Annotated in this window: 14 protein-coding genes; 11 read left to right on the forward strand and 3 right to left on the reverse strand. The window is 61.3% G+C overall.

What is annotated here, in order from left to right; genetic code table 11:
- The first annotated feature begins 4 nt into the window (after positions 1 to 4).
- From IM816_RS10720 to IM816_RS10735, 4 genes are read left to right on the forward strand one after another with little or no spacing between them, the layout of a single operon-like run.
- Complete coding sequence (locus IM816_RS10720; RefSeq protein WP_250338073.1) at positions 5 to 379, forward strand: GntR family transcriptional regulator; 375 nt, start codon at positions 5 to 7, stop codon at positions 377 to 379.
- Entirely contained in the window at positions 376 to 1,233 is an 858-nt protein-coding gene (locus IM816_RS10725) for an ABC transporter ATP-binding protein (RefSeq protein WP_250338074.1), read from the forward strand. Before IM816_RS10720 ends, IM816_RS10725 begins: the two co-directional genes overlap by 4 nt.
- On the forward strand, positions 1,230 to 2,195 hold the full coding sequence (locus IM816_RS10730) for a hypothetical protein (RefSeq protein ID WP_250338075.1): 966 nt from the start codon (positions 1,230 to 1,232) through the stop codon (positions 2,193 to 2,195). Before IM816_RS10725 ends, IM816_RS10730 begins: the two co-directional genes overlap by 4 nt.
- 53 nt (positions 2,196 to 2,248) lie before the next feature.
- Positions 2,249 to 3,439 carry a serine hydrolase domain-containing protein gene (locus tag IM816_RS10735; protein ID WP_250338076.1) on the forward strand — a complete coding sequence of 397 codons (1,191 nt, stop codon included), beginning with the start codon at positions 2,249 to 2,251 and terminating at the stop codon, positions 3,437 to 3,439.
- 10 nt (positions 3,440 to 3,449) lie between these two features.
- Here the strand turns inward: IM816_RS10735 and IM816_RS10740 are convergent, their stop codons facing one another.
- The 3 genes from IM816_RS10740 to IM816_RS10750 all read right to left on the reverse strand — a co-directional run bounded on the left by IM816_RS10740 (position 3,450) and on the right by IM816_RS10750 (position 9,805).
- Positions 3,450 to 4,847: a class II fumarate hydratase gene (locus tag IM816_RS10740; RefSeq protein WP_250338077.1), complete on the reverse strand. Its 1,398-nt coding sequence runs from the start codon at positions 4,845 to 4,847 to the stop codon at positions 3,450 to 3,452.
- 71 nt (positions 4,848 to 4,918) lie between these two features.
- A complete protein-coding gene (locus tag IM816_RS10745) occupies positions 4,919 to 7,492 on the reverse strand; it encodes a dermonecrotic toxin domain-containing protein (protein WP_250338078.1) in 2,574 nt (857 codons plus the stop codon).
- Between the two features lie 45 nt (positions 7,493 to 7,537).
- A complete protein-coding gene (locus tag IM816_RS10750; RefSeq protein WP_250338079.1) occupies positions 7,538 to 9,805 on the reverse strand; it encodes a dermonecrotic toxin domain-containing protein in 2,268 nt (755 codons plus the stop codon).
- 420 nt (positions 9,806 to 10,225) lie between these two features.
- On the opposite strand from IM816_RS10750, the gene purB reads away from it, so the two are divergent.
- From purB to IM816_RS10785, 7 genes are all read left to right on the forward strand, one after another.
- Positions 10,226 to 11,593, forward strand: coding sequence for an adenylosuccinate lyase (gene purB / locus IM816_RS10755; protein WP_250338080.1), 1,368 nt, complete (start codon positions 10,226 to 10,228; stop codon positions 11,591 to 11,593).
- 12 nt (positions 11,594 to 11,605) lie between these two features.
- A complete protein-coding gene (locus IM816_RS10760) occupies positions 11,606 to 12,799 on the forward strand; it encodes a cupin domain-containing protein (protein WP_250340743.1) in 1,194 nt (397 codons plus the stop codon).
- Positions 12,796 to 13,284, forward strand: a complete 489-nt coding sequence (locus IM816_RS10765; protein ID WP_250338081.1) for a DUF7931 domain-containing protein — start codon at positions 12,796 to 12,798, stop codon at positions 13,282 to 13,284. The genes IM816_RS10760 and IM816_RS10765 overlap by 4 nt, the downstream gene beginning before the upstream one ends.
- 303 nt (positions 13,285 to 13,587) lie before the next feature.
- Positions 13,588 to 14,844: an NHL repeat-containing protein gene (locus IM816_RS10770; protein ID WP_250338082.1), complete on the forward strand. Its 1,257-nt coding sequence runs from the start codon at positions 13,588 to 13,590 to the stop codon at positions 14,842 to 14,844.
- A 195-nt stretch (positions 14,845 to 15,039) separates the two neighbouring features.
- Entirely contained in the window at positions 15,040 to 16,305 is a 1,266-nt protein-coding gene (locus IM816_RS10775) for an NHL repeat-containing protein (RefSeq protein ID WP_250338083.1), read from the forward strand.
- A 159-nt stretch (positions 16,306 to 16,464) separates the two neighbouring features.
- Complete coding sequence (locus IM816_RS10780; RefSeq protein WP_250338084.1) at positions 16,465 to 17,817, forward strand: hypothetical protein; 1,353 nt, start codon at positions 16,465 to 16,467, stop codon at positions 17,815 to 17,817.
- A gap of 214 nt (positions 17,818 to 18,031) precedes the next feature.
- Complete coding sequence (locus IM816_RS10785; RefSeq protein ID WP_250338085.1) at positions 18,032 to 19,381, forward strand: NHL repeat-containing protein; 1,350 nt, start codon at positions 18,032 to 18,034, stop codon at positions 19,379 to 19,381.
- Positions 19,382 to 19,567 lie beyond the last annotated feature (186 nt).

Consider the following 19,567-nt stretch of genomic DNA (forward strand, 5'->3'; position numbering starts at 1 on the left):
CTACATGTCCATCACCTGGAACGACAGCGTCCCGATCTACCGCCAGCTCCGCGAACGCGTGGTGGCGATGATCCTGGATGGCGCCTTGAACGAAGGCGATCCGCTGCCGTCGGTACGCCAGGTCGCGGGGGATTTTCAGATCAACCCGCTGACCGTATCCAAGGCGTATCAGGAGCTGGTCGACGAACAACTGGTTGAGAAACGGAGGGGGCTTGGCATGTTCGTGATCGATGGCGCGCGTGATGCGCTGCTCAAGAGTGAGAGGGAGCGCTTCCTGCGCGAGGAATGGCCGGCTCTGTTCGCCCGCCTCCAGCGCATGGGCCTCGATCTGAAAACCCTGATGCGTGAAGCCCCGGGTTCCAAGGAGGATGCGTCATGACTGCGGTCGTCACTGCCACTGGCCTGACCAAGCTCTACAAGTCGTCGCTGGCCCTCGACGGCGCCAGCTTTCAGATCGGCGCCGGCCGCATCGTCGGCCTGATTGGCCCCAATGGTGCAGGCAAGACGACGGCGCTCAAGGCCATCCTCGGCCTGACCACCTTCGACGGTCAGTTGAACGTGCTCGGCCTGGACCCGCGCAAGGACCGCGGCAAGCTGATGGAACAGGTCTGTTTCATTGCCGACGTGGCGGTACTGCCCCGCTGGCTGAAGGTGGGCGATGCTGTCGACTTCGTGGCCAACACCCATCCGCGCTTCGACCGCGCCAAGTGCGAGGCCTTCCTGGCACGCACGAAGCTGCAACGCGGGCAGAAAGTGAAGCAGCTTTCCAAGGGCATGATCGTGCAGTTGCACCTCGCCCTCGTGATGTCGATCGACGCGAAGCTGCTGGTGCTGGACGAGCCCACGCTGGGCCTGGACATCCTCTACCGCAAGCAGTTCTACCAGAGCCTGCTGGAAGACTATTTCGACGAGGAAAAAACCATCCTGGTCACCACGCACCAGGTCGAGGAGATCGAACACATCCTCACTGACCTGATGTTCATCCGTAACGGCAAGATTGTGCTCGACACGGATATGGACAGCCTTGGCGAGCGGTTCGCCGAAGTGCTGGTCAGCGCCGAACAGGCCCCCGCGGCACGCGAACTGAAACCATTGGACGAGCGCCAGGTGTTCGGCAAGAGCATCTTCATCTTCGACAACGTCAGCCGTCCGCAACTCGAGCAACTGGGTGAAGTCAGGCGGCCGTCGATCGGCGACCTGTTCGTCGCCACCATGAAGGGAACCTACGCATGAAAACCTTCTATTGGCTGGTCAAACGCGAGTTCTGGGAATACAAGGGTGCGTTCTTCTGGGCGCCCATCGTGACCGGCATCGTGTTCCTGGTGCTCAACACCATGGGCCTCATTCTCGGCGAGGTCTTCGGACGCCGCACGAACTGGGGCGGGTTCAAATACAACGGCGACATGCACTTCCAGAGCTCGATGAGTCCGGAAGACCTGCACAACGCAGGCGCGGGGCTCGACATCATGCTCTACGCCATCGCTGGCATCATCCTGTGCGTGTCCGCGATCGTGGTGTTCTTCTACTGCCTCGGCACGCTCTGCGAGGAGCGTCGCGACCGCAGCGTGCTGTTCTGGAAGTCGCTGCCGCTGTCGGATACCTCCACCGTGTTGTCGAAGGTCTTCAGCGCGCTCGTGCTCGCTCCCAGCATCGCGGTGGTGGTCGGCGTGGTCGTCGGCCTCGTGCTCAGCGTCCTGATCGGCACCGTCGCCTCCATGCACGGCCTGGGCGTGTGGAGTCTGCTCGCGGAAGCGCATCCGTTCCGCGTCGTGCTCAACCTGATCCTGCTGCTCCCGTTGTATGCGATCTGGGCGCTGCCCACCGTCGGCTGGCTGATGCTTTGCTCCTCCTGGGCCCGCAGCAAGCCGTTCCTCTGGGCGATTGCCCTGCCCGTCGGTGCCGGCGTGATCGTCTCCTGGTTCGGTCTCATGGGTATGGCGGGACTGTCGAGCCAGTGGTTCTGGGCCAACGTGGTCGGTCGCCTGCTCGGCAGCCTCATCCCGGGTGGCTGGATCAGCCATGCATCGACGCTCGAGGGGCTCGACCGCAACAATCCTGCCGCGATGGTGGATAGCCTGGGCCTGGTCTACAACTACAGTGCCCTCGCCAGCCCGACGCTCTGGATAGGTGCCGCAGCCGGTGCCGCGATGATCGCCGGCGCCATATGGTTCCGCCGCTGGCGCGACGACAGCTGATCCAAGTCACACGACGGCTCCTTCGGGAGCCGTCTTTTCATAGGGAGAGTGCCATGCGCAAGTCGCTCGTGTTCACCGTGTTTTCCCTCACAGCACTGACGTTCACCGCGGCACACGGGGCCGAACAGGCGCCACTTCGTGGTGCAGCATTGGACAAGCGCATCGCCTTTCTGATGCAGGAAGCGAACGTACCCGGACTGGCCGTCGCGATCATCGAGGACGGCAAGGTGACCTCGGTCAAAGCCTATGGGCAGCGCAACGTCGAGAAGAACCTGCCACTCACGACCGACACCGTGATGTATGCCGCGTCGCTGACCAAGGCTGCGTTCGCCTACGCCACGATGTCGCTCGTCGAGCAAGGCAAGCTCGATCTCAACGGCAGTATCGCGAACGACCTGCCCCGCCCGTTGCCGGAATACCCCAAGTACGCCGACCTCGCAGGTGACGAGCGCTGGCGAAAACTCACCCCATCGATCCTGCTCAGCCATCGCTCCGGCTTCCCCAATTTCCGCTTCTGGCCGCCGGGCAAAGACTTCGATCCCAACGGCAAGCTAGCCTTCTATTTCGACCCGGGCACGAAATTCGGCTATTCCGGCGAAGGCATCAACCTGTTGCAGTTCGTGCTGGAGAACGGCAAGGGCATCGACGTCGCCACGCTCATGAAGCAGCGGCTGTTCGAACCCTTCGGCATGACCCGTACCAGCATGACCTGGCGCGACGACTTCGCCGACAACCTTGCCATCGGTTACGACGAGAATGGCAAGCCACTGGGGCACAAGCAACGGGAATCGGTCCGCGCTGCGGGCTCCATGGATACGACGATCGCAGACTACGCGCGACTCGTCGCAGCCATGTCGCGCGGCGCCGGACTGAAACCGGCCACCTATCGCACGTGGCTCACGCCGGTAGTGAAGATCCACTCCGTGCGACAGTTTCCGACCATCGGCCAGCCTGATACGACGGCCTACGATGCGATCTCGCTCGGCTATGCACTGGGCGTCGGAAGGTTCGAGTCGCCGCGCGGCCCGGTGTTCTTCAAGGAAGGGCACGACGACGGCACCAACAACCTGTTCGTGTGTCTCGAGCGATCGAAGACCTGCGTGCTGTTGATGAGCAACAGCTCGCTGGGGGAATCGCTTTACGCCTATCTGCTCGACGACATCCTCGGCAAGGTGGGATTTCCACTCTGCTGGAATGGATACGATCCGTACGACAAGCCGCAGTTCTGCTCGGAGAAACCCTGAGGTCTCGAACTCAGCCGCCACCGCCTCCACCGCCGTGGATGCCACCCTTGGTCAACGCGGCGGGATCGAGCAACTTCGTCAGTTCCGCCTTCGACAAGCCGGTGGTTTCCAGCGCCACATCCATGATCGGGCGCTTTTCCTTGTACGCCTGCTTGGCGGTTGCCGCGCCCTTCTCGTAGCCGATCACGGGATTGAGTGCCGTGACCAGAATGGGATTCTTGTCGAGGGCCTCGCGGATATGTTCCTCGTTGACCTTGAACCCCGCGATGGCCTTATCGGCCAGCAACGTCGTCACGTTGGCGAGGATCTCGATCGATTGCAGCAGGTTGTACGCGATCACCGGCAGCATGACATTGAGCTGGAAATTACCCGACTGCCCGGCGATGGCGACCGTGGCGTCGTTGCCGATCACTTGCGCGGCCACCATGGCGGCGGCCTCGGGAATCACGGGGTTCACCTTGCCCGGCATGATCGACGAGCCCGGCTGCAGCGCAGGCAACTCGATTTCGCCAAGCCCGGCAAGCGGACCGGAATTCATCCAACGCAGATCGTTGGCGATCTTCATCACCGCCACCGACAGCGTGCGCAACTGGCCGGACAGCTCCACCGGCGCGTCCTGTGCCGCCATGCCGGCGAAATAGTTGGCAGCGGATTCGAACTTCACGCCCGTCAGCTTCGACAGTTCCGTCGCCACGGCGGGGCCGAACTTCGGATCGGCGTTGATGCCCGTGCCGACGGCGCTGCCGCCTTGCGGAAGGCGACGCGTGCGCTTGAGCGTGTCGCCGATCCGCTCCTCGGCGTCCGCGATCTGCGCCGACCAGCCGGACAGCTCCTGGCCGAAGGTGATCGGCATGGCGTCCATCAGATGCGTACGACCGGTCTTCACCACCTTCTTGAGTTCCTTCGCACGTGCGTCGATGGTCTTGCGCAGGTGCTTCAGAGCCGGCAGAAGTCGCTCACTGGTCGCCAGGGTGGCACTGACGAGGATCGCCGTGGGAATGACGTCGTTCGAACTCTGCCCCGCGTTGACGTGATCGTTCGGGTGTACCTTGCGTCCCGCGGCGTCGGCGAGGTGAGCGATCACCTCGTTCGCGTTCATGTTGGAACTGGTGCCGGAGCCGGTCTGGAAGACATCGATGGGAAAGTGCTCGTCCACCTCCCCTGCGGCCACCCGCGCAGCGGCCTCGCGGATGGCCTTGGCCGACGCCTTGTCCAGATGCCCGAGTTTCACGTTGGCCTCGGCCGCGGCCGACTTGATCAGGCCCAGCGCGCGGATGAACTCGCGAGGCATGGTGAGGCCCGAGACCGGAAAGTTGTCCACCGCGCGCTGGGTCTGCGCGCCGTAAAGCGCCTTGGCGGGCACCTTCAGCTCGCCCATGCTGTCACGTTCGGTGCGGAACTTGCTCATGCGAAAACTCCGGTCGAGGCTCAGGGGTCTCCCTAAGGTAAGTCCATCCACCGTGCTTTTACAGGGATCGGCTATAACCGCTGCTCGGAAAAGCGGTTCGGTGCATGAATGTCCAATCGGCCGGCCAGATACTCGGTGAAGGCCTCAATCGGGACGCCGTAAGGGGTGGCAACGTGGTCGGACTCGACGATCTCGCTGATGGCCTTGGCATAGTCAGGATTCATGGAGTCGATGATGTAGATGTCGCTGGCAGGAATGTCCGCGGCGAAATGGACTTCTTCGAGCGCATGATCGGCGCCTGCTATTTCGTTGTCAGCCACGTCGGCGACCTCTCGCCCGCGTGCCCAGACCGCGTACTGGTGGAAGTCTCCAAGATGCTTTTTCGTGGAATCCTGCGGCCAGTACTTGAAGACCACGCCGCTGCCTCGCAGCGAACGACTGCCGATCGTTGCCGGCCCCTCCAGCATGGGATCCACATCGAAGAACTCCTGGGACGGCCCGAACCCGCCGTTTTCCACCAGAGTCATAGGAGAACGGGAGTCCACACGAAACGCCATGGACCGGTCCGTCGATACCAGAAAGCCATGCCCATTACGTGTGGTCGCAGGCTCTTCGACATCACTCAGCTGGCGATGCAGTTCGTCGATCGTTTTCTTTTTCAGATCGATGACGGCGGACACCCGGTCGACACTGTTCTCCGGCACGACCATAACCACATAGCCGCCGCTGCGCACTTCGGCATGCGGACCGGGCTGCGTCCAAACGCTGCTCGTAGGCAGCGGATCGAACTGCGGATGGGCCTCCTCAGGCATCATCGGTGCTTTCGGCGGCCCCATCAGGTACCCGATTTTGCCGTTTACCCGACGAGGTGGAACGAAACGTGCCGGCGTCTGACCTTCACCTGCCTTGCCGACGCTCGCATACGCGACGCCTAGCGGCACGTTGGCCACGAACGTCATGGCCGCCTGACCAAGACCACGTTTTCTTGCTTCGCTCGTCCTTCCACGGAATCCTTCGTCGAGTCCGGTGCCCAGGCCCACAAGACCCGTCCCCAACTGAACGGGAATGGCCAGCGGAGGCAGATAGCCGATAGGGCCTAGCAACGCTGCCGTGCGATTGAGCGTCGTGCGCCATCCCTCCCAAGCGGTACTGGCGAGAATGCGGGCATCCTCGCGCATGCGGTTGTCGACCTGCGCGCACAGATCCACAAAAACGTCGCCCGCCATTACCACATCGGCATGGTCGATCGCGCTGGCATCCGCTTTCCACTGGCCTTTTGCGATGTTTTCCAGCCCATGCTCAACGCCGGTCCAGAACGTGCCGTCCTGGCGGTCGTAGCGAGAGAAGCGCGAGAGCAGCGCATCCAGTTTCCGTGCGTCATCCGTCTGCGCCAGCACCCATTGACGCAGCTTCTCCTCGTTGGCGAATTCCAGGAAGGGCTCGGCAGCCCCTGGCAAGTAGAGAACTTCGCTTCCATCCGAGGCGACGAAGCGCAGAAGGTCAGTAGCGAAGTATCCATTGATATCCAGCCGGCGCACCGCTCGCCCGCCTGGTGCCCGGCTCCCGTCACGGAGCTGCGCAAGCGTGATCGCTCCTTCGAGAGGCACGCGTGGCGCACCCTCGCGCATGACCTGCGCATAGGCTTCCTGGGTAAGCTTTCCCTTTACACGTGCCTCACGGGCCTGCTGGACGAAACGATACCGGGCGAGAACCGGCCATTCGTCTCGATTTGCCGCCCAATAGGCGTCCATGTCGGCATGAAGCTTGCGGACGTAGGGCAGTTCGGAGAACACGCCATCCGCCTCGAAGGCGCGGACAACCTGGGACAGAACGAGGTCGCTCGGCCCAGCGAACCCCTTGCCGACAGCAAACACACCAAAGGCCTCGTCCAGCGAACGGGCATCCTCGCGTACTGTCTCCACCACATTGCCTCTGGCGAAGAACAGGTTGTAGATGTAACCCGGCCCGGTGTGGCTCCAAAGATAACCGCCGATGCTTGAAAAACACTGTCGCACGCTGCGGCAGTGACGGGCCTGCTCGATGAAAGCGAGCGGGCCCGGGCTGGCCTGCCCACCTGTCATCACGCCGCCCACGGTGTCCGCCCATGCCGCGAAGGTCGAATGCCGGTCGTGCTCCGGAAACGCCTCCATGAGTGCGTCGGTGAGCGGCATGGTGTGGTCGGGCTTCCCCTGTGCCCAGTCCTGGGACGTGGCGAAATGCGCGACCACGTACGCGTCGCCGTCCACGCCCAGTCGTTGAAGAAGGAGTGCCTTGGCGACGCTACGGGCGTCCGGTATCGGCAACGCATGGGCCTTGGAGGCCATCTCCCAGTAGGCGCGCGCATCCGCCTGCATGCGGAAGCCGAGTGTCGAATCCGGAAGCGACAACGGCGTTCCTGGCGTGTGCCCGACATCGTCGTGGTCGGCCGAGTTCGGATGATCCTCATCGGCGTAGTAGGTAATCGTCGTATACGCCTGTGCTGTGCTCGCCGATAGCGCGGCTACGACAAGCCCCGCCAGAAGACGGGAGCCGAACGGAAATCCTTTCATGATGGTGACCTTCCTTGAGACTGGCGCGCACTTTAGTGGGCCATGCCCAACCGCGCATGCTCCGGCTCGCCCGTCACAGCGCGGGCCGAAAGCCAATAATGCGTAGGCTCATCTTGGCGGTCTGTAGCGGTCCGCCGATTGCTATAGCCGCTGCTCGGAAAAGCGGTTCGGCGCATGAATGTCCAGTCGGCCGGCCAGATACTCGTTGAAGGCGTCAATCGGGACGCCGTAAGGGGTGGCAACGTGGTCGGATTCGACGATCTCGCTGATGGCCTTGGCATAGGCCGGATTCGTGGAGTCGATGATGTAGATGTCTCTGGCAGGAATGTCCGCGGGGAAGTGAACTTCTTCGAGCGCCTTATCCGCCCAGGGCATGTCGTTGTCGGCTACCGCGGCGACCTCGCGTCCATGCGTCCAGATCACGTACTGATGGAATTCCCCGAGATGCGCGTTCACGGAAGCCTCGGGCCAGCGCTTGAAGACCAGATTGCTGCCCCGCAGGGAGCGACTACCGATCGTTGCGATGTCATCCAGCATGGGATCCACATCGAAGAACTCCCGCGACGGTCCGAAGCCACCGTTGTTCAGCAGGCTCATCGGCGAGCGGGAGTCCACGCGAAACACCAGCGCCCGATCGGTCGACACCATGAAGCCGCGCGCATTACGCGTGGTCGTAGGCGTTTCGACATCTCTCAGTTGGCCATGAAGATCCTTGATCGCGTTCTTTTTCAGATCGATGATCGCGGTGATTTGATCGGCGCTGTTCTCGGGCACGGCCAGAACCACATAGCCATCCTCGCGCACCTCGGCCTGAAGGTCGCTCGGTACCCACCGGCTACTCGTGGGCAACGGATCAAGTCGGATAGGGGGTTCAATGGCGAGACGGGCCGGCGGTGCCCGCAGCGACGTCGGTGGCCCTACCAGGTAACCGATATTGCCGGTCCTCTGCTCTGGTGGAAGAGAGCGTGCGGGCGCTTCGCCACCACTGCCCTGCCGGGAACTGGCAAAACCCGCTCCGAGCGTCACGTTGGTAACGACCGCCATGACAGCGTGCCCGAGGCCGCGCTTTCGCGTGTCGTTCGTCCGTCCGCGAAATCCTTGGTCGAGCCCCGTCTCAAGTCCGACAAGACCCGTGCCCAACTGGATGGGAATGGCCAACGATGGCACGTAGCCTAAGGGACCGAGCACCGTCGCCGTGCGATTGAGCGTGGTGCGCCAGCCCTCCCATGCCGTGCTGGCAACCACGCGCGCGTCGTCACGCATGTGCTTTTCTACCTGCGTCCGCATGTCCACGAAGACATCGCCGGCAATCACGCCATCGGCATGGTCGATGGCGCTCGCATCGGGTATCCATAGCCCTTTCGCGATGTTATCGAGCCCGTGCTCGACGCCTGTCCAGAACGTTCCGTCCTGTCTGTCGTAACGCGAGAATCGTGAGAGCAGCGCATCCAGCTTCCGCGAATCCCGTGTCTGGGTAAGGACCCATCGACGCAGTGCTCCCTCGTTGACGAACGATACGAAAGGCTCGCTGGCACCTGGCATGTAGAGGATTTCGCTTCCATCTGCCGCCACGAAACGAAGTATGTCCGTGGCGAAATATCCGTTGATGTCCAGACGACGCACGGCTCGTCCACCTAGCTCCCGTTGTCCATCGCGGAGCTGCGCGAGCGTGATTGTTCCATCGAGAGGCACGCGCGGCGCCCCCTCTCGCATCACCTGCGCATAGGCTTCCTTGGAGAGCTTTCCCGTTCTGCGCGCCTCGCGGGCCTGCTCGACGAAACGATAGCGGGCCATGACAGGCCAGTCTTTCTCGCTCGTCACCCAATAGGCGTCCATCTCGGCGCGAAGCTTGCGCACGTACGGAAGCTCCGAAAAAGCGTCGTCCGCTTCGAACAAGCGGACGATCCGCGACAAGGCGAAGTCGCTATGCCCGGTGAATCCCTTGGCGACGGCGAATACCCCAAAGGCCTCATCCAGAGGACGGGCGTCCTCGCGTACCGTCTCCACCATGTTGCCTTTGGCGAAAAACAAGTTGTAGAGGTAACCCGGTCCGCTGCGGCTCCACAGATAGCTACCGAGGCTGGAAAAGCACTGCCTGGCGCTGCGCCACTGGCTCGCCCCTTCGATGAAGCCAAGCAGCCCGGGACTCGCCTGGCCACCCGAATTCACACTGCCCACCGCATCCGCCCATTCGGCAAACCTCGTATGCCGGTCGTGCGCCGGAAACGCCTCCATCAGCGCATCGGTCAGCAGCATGGTGTTGTCGGGTCGCCCCTGCGCCCAGTCCTGAGGCGACGCGAAATGCGCGACCACGTAGGCGTCGCCATCCACGCCCAGGCGCTTCTTGAGCAAGGCCTTGGCGACCATACGGGCATCCGGCACGGGCAGCGCCTGTACCTTGGTGGTCATGCTCCAGTAAGCGCGCGCATCCTCCTTCGTAGTAAAAGCTACCGTGGTTCCTTGAAGCGCCAACGGTGTTCCTGGCGCCGGCACGGCATTGGCTCCGTCAGCGAGGCCAGGGCGAGTCTTGTCCTCGTGATACGCGCCCGTCGTGTGCGCAGGCACTGTCCCGGCCGATAGCGCGGCCACGACCATGGCAGCCAGGAGCCGAGGCTTGAGGGGAAATCCTTTCATGAGGGTGACCTTCCTTGAGACTGGCGCGCACTTTAATGACGCGGGCCCGACCGCGCAGGCGCCCCAAGGCGCGACAAAGCGCAGCCCGTAGGCCTGGAATGTGTCGGCGCCGCCCAGGGGGCCCGTAGCGGTCCGCCGACTGCGACGGCTGGCATATAATCGACGGCTGCCCCGCCGCCCTCAGGAACACCCCGCATGTCCCACGCCACGCTCACCGCTCTTTCGCCGCTGGACGGTCGCTACGCCGCCAAGGCGGCGCCGCTGCGCCCGATCTTCAGCGAATTCGGCCTGATGCACCGGCGCGTGCACGTGGAAATCCACTGGCTGCTGGCCCTGGGCGCCCATCCGGGCATCGTGGAACTGCCGGCATTCCCGAGCGATGCGGCCGACCGCCTGCTCGCTATCGCGAACGACTTCTCGGCCGAGGACGGCGAGCGCATCAAGGCCATCGAAGCGACCACGAATCACGACGTCAAGGCCGTCGAGTACTTCATCAAGGAAAAGATCGGCAACGATCCGGCGCTATCCCAGGCCAAGGAATTCGTGCATTTCGCCTGCACCAGCGAGGACATCAACAACCTCGCCTACTCCCTTATGCTCCACGATGCGCGTGAGGCCGTACTGCTGCCGGCGATCGATCAGGTGATAGCAACGCTGCGCGCGCTCGCCCACGACCATGCGGGTCTTTCGCTGCTCTCGCGCACGCATGGGCAGACGGCGTCGCCGAGCACCATGGGCAAGGAGATCGCCAACGTGGTCGCGCGACTGGAGCGCCAGCGGCGCCAGCTCGTGGCAATCGAAATCCCGGGCAAGATCAATGGTGCCGTGGGCAACTACAACGCACACGTGATCGCGTACCCGGATGTGGATTGGCCCGCACTGGCATCGCGCTTCGTCGAGGGGCTCGGGCTCGTCTTCAATCCCTATACCACACAGATCGAGCCGCACGACGGCATCGCGGAATTCGCAGACGTGCTGCGCCGGATCAACATCATCCTGATCGACCTGTCCCGCGACATCTGGGGCTACATCTCGCTTGGCTACTTCCGCCAGGCGTTGAAGGCCGGCGAAGTCGGCTCGTCCACCATGCCGCACAAGGTCAATCCGATCGACTTCGAGAACGCCGAAGGCAATTTCGGTCTTGCGAATGCCCTGCTCGGCCATTTCGCCGAGAAGCTGCCGATCAGCCGCTGGCAGCGCGATCTCACCGACTCCACCGTGCTGCGCGCCCTGGGCACCGCCTTCGGCCATACGCTGGTCGCGCTGGAATCGCTGCAGAAGGGTCTTGGCAAGCTCAACGTCAATGCCGAGCGGATCGCTGCCGATCTGGACGCGAGTTGGGAAGTGCTTGCCGAAGCCGTACAGACCGTGATGCGTCGCTTCGGCCTGCCGGAGCCGTATGAGCAGTTGAAGGCACTCACGCGCGGTCAGGGCATCACGAAGGATTCCATGCGCACCTTCATTGCCGGTCTGGACCTGCCCGCCGAGGCGAAGAAGGCACTGGCCGAGCTGACACCCGCTTCGTACATCGGCCTCGCCGCCGATCTTGCGCGCAAGGTCTGAGCACACATGGCCATGACCCCCACCCGCAAGCCGCTCCCGATCGAGGTGCGCGGCAACGCCAACCAGCCGCTCGGCATGAGCGCGGCGCAGTTCCTGCGCGATTACTGGCAGAAACGCCCCCTGCTCATCCGCAACGCGTTCCCCGATTTCCAGGCGCCGATCGAGCCGAACGACCTCGCCGGCCTCGCGTGCGAGGAAGGTGCCTTGGCACGCCTCATCATCCATGACGAGAAGCGCGATCGCTGGACGGTCAAGAACGGCCCGTTCGCCGAGGCCGAGTTCGGTAAGACGCCGAAGCGCGACTGGACGCTGCTGGTGCAGGACGTCGACAAGTGGGACGCCGACGTGGCTGCATTGCTTGAGCACTTCACCTTCCTTCCGAGCTGGCGTCTCGACGACATCATGATTTCCTATGCCGAGGACGGTGGCGGTGTGGGAGCGCACGTGGACCAGTACGACGTCTTTCTGCTCCAGGGCATCGGCGAGCGGCACTGGGCGATCAGTGACGACCCCGATGCGCCGCTCGATTTCCGCGAGGACGTCGAGCTGAAGCAATTGAAGGTGTTCGAGCCAACCCACGAATGGCTGCTTGAACCGGGTGACATGCTCTATCTGCCCCCCGGCGTCCCTCACGACGGCGTCGCCATCGGCAACTGCATGACGATTTCCGTCGGTATGCGCGCGCCCTCCCAGGCCGAACTGACCGGTGATCTGGCCGATTTCCTCGCCGAGCGGATGCCCGATGAACTGCGCTACGCCGATCCCGACCTTACCCCTGCCAAGCGGGCTGGGGAAATCGACACGGCGGCGCTGAATCGCCTTCGCCAGGCGCTGCCATTCGCGGCAGCCCTCGACCGCGACCTGCTCTCCGACTGGTTCGGTCGCTTCATCACCCGGTACCGCAACGCTCAGGTGGCAGCCGCCCCCCCGAAGGCCCTCACCGAGACCGCCTTCGACAAGGCGCTGGCGAGCGGCGCTACCCTCATGCGCCACCCCTACGCCCGCGTGGCCTGGGTAAAAGGCCGTAACGAAGCCACGCTGTACGTCAGCGGTCAGGCCTACGAATGCCCAGCGGCGCTCGCCGAGCGGTTGTCAGGCGAACGCGAACTGAGCTTCGACCGCACGCCGTCCGGGCCGGAGAAGGCCGTACTACTGGCGCTGCTCAACGACGGGCAGCTCGCCGTGCGCAAGGCCCGCCGCCGGTGAACGACCCGGCGAGCCTGGTAGCGGATGACAAGGCGGCGCTCGGCGCCGCGCATGTGCGTCTGCTCGCCCAGGCCCGCCACCGCGTATCTCTTTATCTACCGATCATCGAGTCCGGCGTGCTGGATGACGACGAGGCCCTGACCGAGTTGCGCCGCATCGCCACCAGCGGCCGGCAGGCGCAGATCCGCGTACTGACCCATGACGCCGAGCGCGCCCATCGCGAGGGGCATCGTCTGATCGCCCTCGCCCAGCGCCTGCCCACCGCGATCACGCTGCGCGTTCCGACCGAGGACGCCCAGCTCCGCTACGGATCGGCCTTCGTCGTCGATCACGTCAGCGGCTTTCTGTTCCGGCCGGTGGCCACGCGCTACGAAGCCCGCGGTTCGCTCGGCGAGCCCGGCGAGACCGCTCGCTTGACCGCCTATTTTGACGACGTGTGGGAGCGGGCCGAGCCCGCCTGGCAGATACGACCGCTGGGTATTTGATTCCCAACGTGGTTTTGCGCTCAGTCGCGTCGCGCTGCGGTTGCCGGATCGGCGTGGCGAAGGTTTGCGGACTACGACAAAAGGTGGATTCGAGACGGAACATGCCTCGGTACATTGGTGGCCCACGGAATATCAACGTGGTCGCCCGTGAATCCGAGACCTACCCGGCGTCCCCCTAACCGGCCAGTCCGTCCCTCGACCTCACGCGAATAGCCCAGTGAAGCGAATCCGCGGAGACGCAGGGCTTGTAATGACATATTCCGTGGCCGCATACACCCCAGCGATTGACCAAGGAAGGTTCATATGAACGAGAGTAAGAACGATAAATCAAAAAAGGTTAGGCCTGGAGACATCGACTTGTCCTTCGACAACGATGGACGCATGACTTTCCCCGGGGATGGCATCGGGCTGCCTACTAGCGATGAAAAAATTTGGGTCTTTGGAGAGAAGCGGACAGAGCAGGCGGTGACCGTCGCGCGATTCATGAGCGATGGTTCGGAAGACAAGGACTTCACTCCCGGCAGCGTTACTCCTCCTTATCGAGGTGGAAATAACCTCTACAAAGCAGCCGAGCAGCCGAACGGGAGAATCATTCTCTACGGCACGCTCCACCCCGAATCCAATCCTTCATTTCCATACGCTATGTGCATCGATGCGCAAGGGAGACTCGATACTTCCTTCGGCATGATGGGCATGAAGCAAATTCAATTCGACCCTGGCCGTCCTAATTCGGGCAAACGTTACGAGGACTCTGTGATTCAGCCAGACGGTAAGTTGGTCGTACTGGCATCCGGTATGTTGGAGACCAATGTGGCGTACCGGGTGATCCGGCTGAACGAGACGAACGGCAGCGAAGATGCCGGTTTTGGAACGACTGGCGTCGTCTACGACCTCCCCGAGGACGTCGTTTTCGAAAAAATTGCGATCCTCAAAAACAACCGTCTGCTGCTTTCCGGACACAGCATTCGAGGGATACAGGAGTATACGGTTCTGACACGACTGATGGCAGACGGGAAACTCGACCCTGACTTTGGCGACAATGGCACCGTCAGATTGGATTATGTCTTTCAAGATCTCACAGGCAGCGCAGAATTCGGTGGAATCGCATTTTTCAACGTGGATGACTCCATGGTGGTAGGTGGCCGCTTCACTATCAGAAGCGAGTCGATCGGCGGATGGATAATGAAGCTGACCCCGAGCGGAATACCCGATCGCGGATTCAACGAGGGTAAGCCATTGTTTGTCGACGTCCCCGTCAGTGCGTTGGGAACACAGGACGACAAGGCCATCTTGCAAGGCTATCGCAACTCATCGGGCGTCTCTTCCATGTACCTGGGTCGGGTCAATAGTGAGGGAGCGCTGGATGAGACGTTCGGCGAAGACGGCATAGTGCGTGCGCCGTCTTATGTACTTGCTACAAACGACCTTTGGAAGCGTCACTACGTCGTCGTTCGCGGGCAGGACAAGAAGACGCTCTTCGTCAGCAGCGTGGTGGACGACGGGCTCGAGGTACTGACCCAACTCGTTCGCTTCTTACTTACTGAAGAATTGCAGCCGTAGGCCACTGTGGAGCCCGCGTAGCGGACTAGGACGGCGTCTGGGGTCGCATTCCCAACAGAGGGGGATGGGAGATGTGCAAGGGTCGACCGCGAGACGAGTGCCTGGACGGTCCATATGCATTACAGCGAAAGCTTTATTCCGGCGCAGGAACCAGCGCCATAGCGTGCATCACACGGTTCATCAAGGAGGATTCCCATGCGCAAGATCATCGACATGCTTCGCCCCGATGACATCGACCTGTCCTTCGGGAAGGACGGGCGCCTGGGGTATCCCGGTTATGGCGTCGGGCTGCCCGCTAGCGATGGAAAGTACTGGCTCTTCAGAGAGGAGAGCGCAGGAAATCCACCACTTGTGGAAATCGTACGACTATTGAACGATGGCTCGCCCGATCCCGCCTTCCCGTCCGGGGGAACGACCGTACGTTTCCCCAATCTCATGGGTGCTAACAATCTTTACAAAGCCGTCGAGCAGTCGAACGCGAAAATCGTTCTCTGCGGCACGCTCTATGATCCAAAAATAGGGACTTCATTTCCTTACGTTATGCGCATCAACGCGGAAGGAGATATCGATCCCTCATTCGCTGAAGGCGGTATCAAGCCGCTCTACTACGACGCAAGCGTTCAAGCTGAAAACAAGTCGTATCGAGACGTCGTCATCCAACCCGATGGCAAGATCGTCGTACTGGCGACTAATAGTGGGTTGCTGCCTAGCAATAAGACGTGGTCGAAGGTGATCCGATTGACCGCCAGAGGACAAATGGACGCGACTTTTGGAAGGCATGGTGTATTCCATGATCTCCCCGAGGAAGTATTGTTCCTGAAGATAGTGAGCCTCAAGGACAACGCATTGCTGATGGGGGGGATGTACGCTCGCGCGGAAACACCATATCCAGTCCTGGTCCGACTGACCGCAGAAGGCGAAATCGATAGGCATTTTGGCGACCTTGGCATCAAGCGCCTTGATTATGTCAACCAAGGCGTGGAAGGTAGAGCAGACGTCAATACAATCGCGTTGTTCGACGACGATGATTCCATGGTCGTAGGTGGCCTCTTCATAACGGGCGCCGAACCAACCGGCGGGTGGATAGTGGCGCTCCATTCGGACGGGACGCCAGACGCTGATTTCAATGGCGGAAAGCCACTATTTGTCAACGATCCCGTCGTCGCGCTTGCGACACAGGGCAGCCAAGTCATTTTGCAAGGCTATCGCGATAATGCATCGGACGCTTCGTCGATGTACCTGGGTCGGCTCGATAGGGACGGATCGCCGGATACCGAGTTCGGCGAGGACGGCATAGTGATTGCACCGCCTCACATCGCCACAACAAGGGACATCTGGCGGCGGCACCACATCTTCGTTAACGGACAAGACAAAAAGACGCTCCTTGTCAGCAGCGCGGTCGTGGTGGGCGACAAGCAACCAAAGCTCGTAACCCAACTCGTCCGCTTCCTGCTGTCCTGAGGAGGGGCCCTTGCCGCCCGGGCGTTAGCTTCTACATTCAGCCGACAGGCGAAGCCGTGAACAACTTCGCCTGTAACCTGCGCTTATATCGAACGCTTTATACCGGCGCAAGGAAACGCGCCATAGCGCGCATCACACGATTCATCAAGGAGGATTCCCATGCGCGAGATCATCGATATGCTTCGCCCCGGCGACATCAATCCATTCTTCGGCGAGAGCAAACAATTCCCTGAACGGTTCATCCGCCCTGAAGACCTGCTTGCACAGCAGGCGGGGCCAGGAGACGTCATTGATGACGTAAAGCCAGGCGACCTGGATACGTCATTTGGGAACAAAGGAGTGGTGACCCGCCCCTCCATCGGCATCGGATTACCGACCGGAGACGGGAGATACTGGGTGGTTTCTAAGTTAAACCTGGTGGGCAGGGGCCCGCGATTGCATGTGATTCGTCTCTTGAGCTACGGGTCGCCGGATCCTGACTTCGCCCTCGGAGGAAAGATCGTAGATCTGCATCCATTCGCCGATCACACTCAACTAACGAATGCGGTATTGCAGTCAAGCGGGAACATTATCGTCGCCGGCTACATCTATTTCACGGACGCACCGGACGAACGGGCCGTATTTGTTGCGCGCATCAACAAGGAAGGAGAACTCGACCTCTCGTTCGGCAACGAGGGCATCAAGTTGATCCAACTATCAGGGAACCCCTTGAGGACCACTCTATACGACATTGCAGTGCAGCCCGATGACAAGATCATCGTCACGGCGATGGCATCTTGGAGAGTGAAGAGTTTCCCACGAATCATCAGGTTGAACGCAGACGGCGCCCTAGATGTCGATTTTGCAAAATTTGGAGTCGCTTACGATCTGCCCGCGCAAGTGTATATGTTCGGAACTTTAGCCCTCAGTAACAAGAAACTGTTATTGCACGGATTGTCAGCAACTGACGAGGACGCCGTTGTGATGCGCTTACACGCAGACGGCAGAGTCGACCGAACGTTTGGCGAGGAGGGTATCGTCCGACTAAGCCACCCGCTCTATCGACGCATGGGAGCCGTCGCGGCTGCGGAATTCCAAAAAAGTGACGGCTCCGTAGTGGTCGGCGGCTACGCGGACTCCCACGAGGGAGTAGCTGGTGGCTTCATAGCACGCATCCTTTCGAGCGGTCACCTCGACCCGCGGTTCAACCGCGGTCGGATCTTATTCTTCACCAACGATTGGGTCGACGAGATCGCAACGCAGGACGACAAGATCGTTTTCCAAGGTACCGCGCGCCGAGGGCCATCTGCGCGCTTGATCGTAGGCCGGATCAGACCTGATGGCCTACCCGATCCGACATTCGGCGACGACGGCTTCGTGATCTATGAGCGACCTGTACAAAACGGATTGTCCTCTCAATATGCCAACATCCACATCGAGAGTGCAGGACAGGAACAAAGGAAATTGCTCGTCAGCAACGTCAACCAGTTAGATGAGGACTTCGACACTCAACTGCTCCGCATCATCCTTTGATGAACCACGGTGGGCGGCCCGGCTTCAGCATGTCGGTTCGCATTCACGCTGCCGAGAACCGCTCACCGATCCATCCAACACTGTCCTGCCCATATATCGCATTGCAACCCGCCGGACTGGGTAGCGCAATAGACGCGATGACAACGAAGGCTATATACCGGCGCGGGAACCAGCGCCATAGCGTGCATCGCACGATTCATCAAGGAGGATTCCCATGCGCGAGATCATCAACATGCTTCGCCCCGGCGACATCAAGCTCTCTCCCGGACGATGGGGAAAATTCTCTGAAAGAATGGCGGGATGGGAGGATCTGCTCATGCCTGACGTTGAAGCGAAGGCCTCGCACAAGGCCGCGAGGCCAGGAGATCTCGATACATCGTTCGCGAACAATGGGTTTCTGACGGAGGCTGCGCGCGGTGTGGGGCTCCCGACGGGCAACGGCAAACATTGGATCCTGACAGAACCCCAACCGACAGGGATGGCGAGGATCAAAGTCCAGCGATTGCTGGAAGATGGCGCGCCAGACGAATCCTTTCCCCCCGAGGGAAAGATTGTGGACCTGTCCCTCAGCGGGAGAGTCGAGATTTTCAAGGCGGGAGTGCAGTCGGATGGATGCCTCATCATCGGCGGCATGCTGCTCTCCCCGGGCGCAGGAACCCCAATCGTCGTGCGCATGACGTCGGAAGGCGACCTCGACACATCGTTCGGCAATGCTGGTATCGCGTTGATTCATTTCAAGGAAAAGCTCGACGCCAACACCTTCTACGACTTCGCCATCCAGCCCGACGACCGGATCGTCGTGGCGTTATTCGTCCTCATCGACTATTTCGTATGGGACGAGGAACCGCGGGTGGTCAGGCTGACCCGTCAAGGGCAACTGGATACGGAATTCGGAAAAGGAGGGATGGTCTCCGGTCTACCTAAGCACGTGGCTTTCCTGAAGATCGCCGTTCTTAAGGACGATAAACTCTTTCTTGCTGGAGACTCCGCCAAAAGCCGGCACGCCGTTCTGGCACGGCTGAACGCGGACGGCAGTGTCGACACATCGTTTGGCAACGAAGGATACGCAATGCTCCGCCATCCCGATTACTCCGGCATGCGCGCCCATGCCATTGCGCTGTCTGATCGCGACGACTCCGTAGTGGTCGGCGGTCCGCTCTACACCGCACATCGGTCATTTGGATGGATCGCAAGAATACGCGCGGATGGCTCGCTGGACGACGAGTTCAACGGTGGCAAGATCTTCGTTTTCGATGGCGTCATCTTCTCGCTTGCCACGCAGGACGACAAAATTATTCTCCGAGGCCCCTGGCAAGACGGATTGGACTCGTTTCTGTACGTGGCTAGAGTCGATCGCCATGGATCGCTGGACACGACGTTTGGGCACGGGGGCGTGATGATTGTGGCCCGGCCGGTGCTAAATCCAAACACCCCTTCCCTCTCCTCCTCTTTCGTTCAAGGGCAAGAGCGGAAAACGCTCCTTCTCAGTGATCTGGTCATCTTGTGGGAGCCGAATATCGGCCACACGGTCATGACCCAGCTCGTCCGCCTTATCCTGACTTAAGCTAGAAATCAGCCCTGGCTGCCCCCCTGACCCCGCCACGCCGGTGGCGGTGCGTTCAGGCCACGGCCAGGGACCGACCTCTCTTCCCTACGGCGAGACCTCTTGTTTGGCCGCCCATGCCGGCCGCGTTCTTGCGCGGACAAAGCCCGACGCGCAGATAAGACCACTCGCCCACGGAGCCCGTCG

It is taken from the genome of Luteibacter flocculans, assembly GCF_023612255.1.
In the GTDB taxonomy this organism is placed as follows: domain Bacteria; phylum Pseudomonadota; class Gammaproteobacteria; order Xanthomonadales; family Rhodanobacteraceae; genus Luteibacter; species Luteibacter flocculans.

Bases quoted from the DNA above. Each gene is read 5' to 3' on its own strand.
- IM816_RS10720 (WP_250338073.1), top strand. From the start codon at position 5: ATGTCCATCACCTGGAACGACAGCGTCCCGATCTACCGCCAGCTCCGC.
- IM816_RS10770 (WP_250338082.1), top strand. From the start codon at position 13,588: ATGAACGAGAGTAAGAACGATAAATCAAAAAAGGTTAGGCCTGGAGAC.
- IM816_RS10725 (WP_250338074.1), top strand. From the start codon at position 376: ATGACTGCGGTCGTCACTGCCACTGGCCTGACCAAGCTCTACAAGTCG.
- IM816_RS10775 (WP_250338083.1), top strand. From the start codon at position 15,040: ATGCGCAAGATCATCGACATGCTTCGCCCCGATGACATCGACCTGTCC.
- IM816_RS10730 (WP_250338075.1), top strand. From the start codon at position 1,230: ATGAAAACCTTCTATTGGCTGGTCAAACGCGAGTTCTGGGAATACAAG.
- IM816_RS10760 (WP_250340743.1), top strand. From the start codon at position 11,606: ATGACCCCCACCCGCAAGCCGCTCCCGATCGAGGTGCGCGGCAACGCC.
- IM816_RS10735 (WP_250338076.1), top strand. From the start codon at position 2,249: ATGCGCAAGTCGCTCGTGTTCACCGTGTTTTCCCTCACAGCACTGACG.
- IM816_RS10780 (WP_250338084.1), top strand. From the start codon at position 16,465: ATGCGCGAGATCATCGATATGCTTCGCCCCGGCGACATCAATCCATTC.
- IM816_RS10740 (WP_250338077.1), bottom strand. From the start codon at position 4,847: ATGAGCAAGTTCCGCACCGAACGTGACAGCATGGGCGAGCTGAAGGTG.
- purB (WP_250338080.1), top strand. From the start codon at position 10,226: ATGTCCCACGCCACGCTCACCGCTCTTTCGCCGCTGGACGGTCGCTAC.
- IM816_RS10750 (WP_250338079.1), bottom strand. From the start codon at position 9,805: ATGACCACCAAGGTACAGGCGCTGCCCGTGCCGGATGCCCGTATGGTC.
- IM816_RS10785 (WP_250338085.1), top strand. From the start codon at position 18,032: ATGCGCGAGATCATCAACATGCTTCGCCCCGGCGACATCAAGCTCTCT.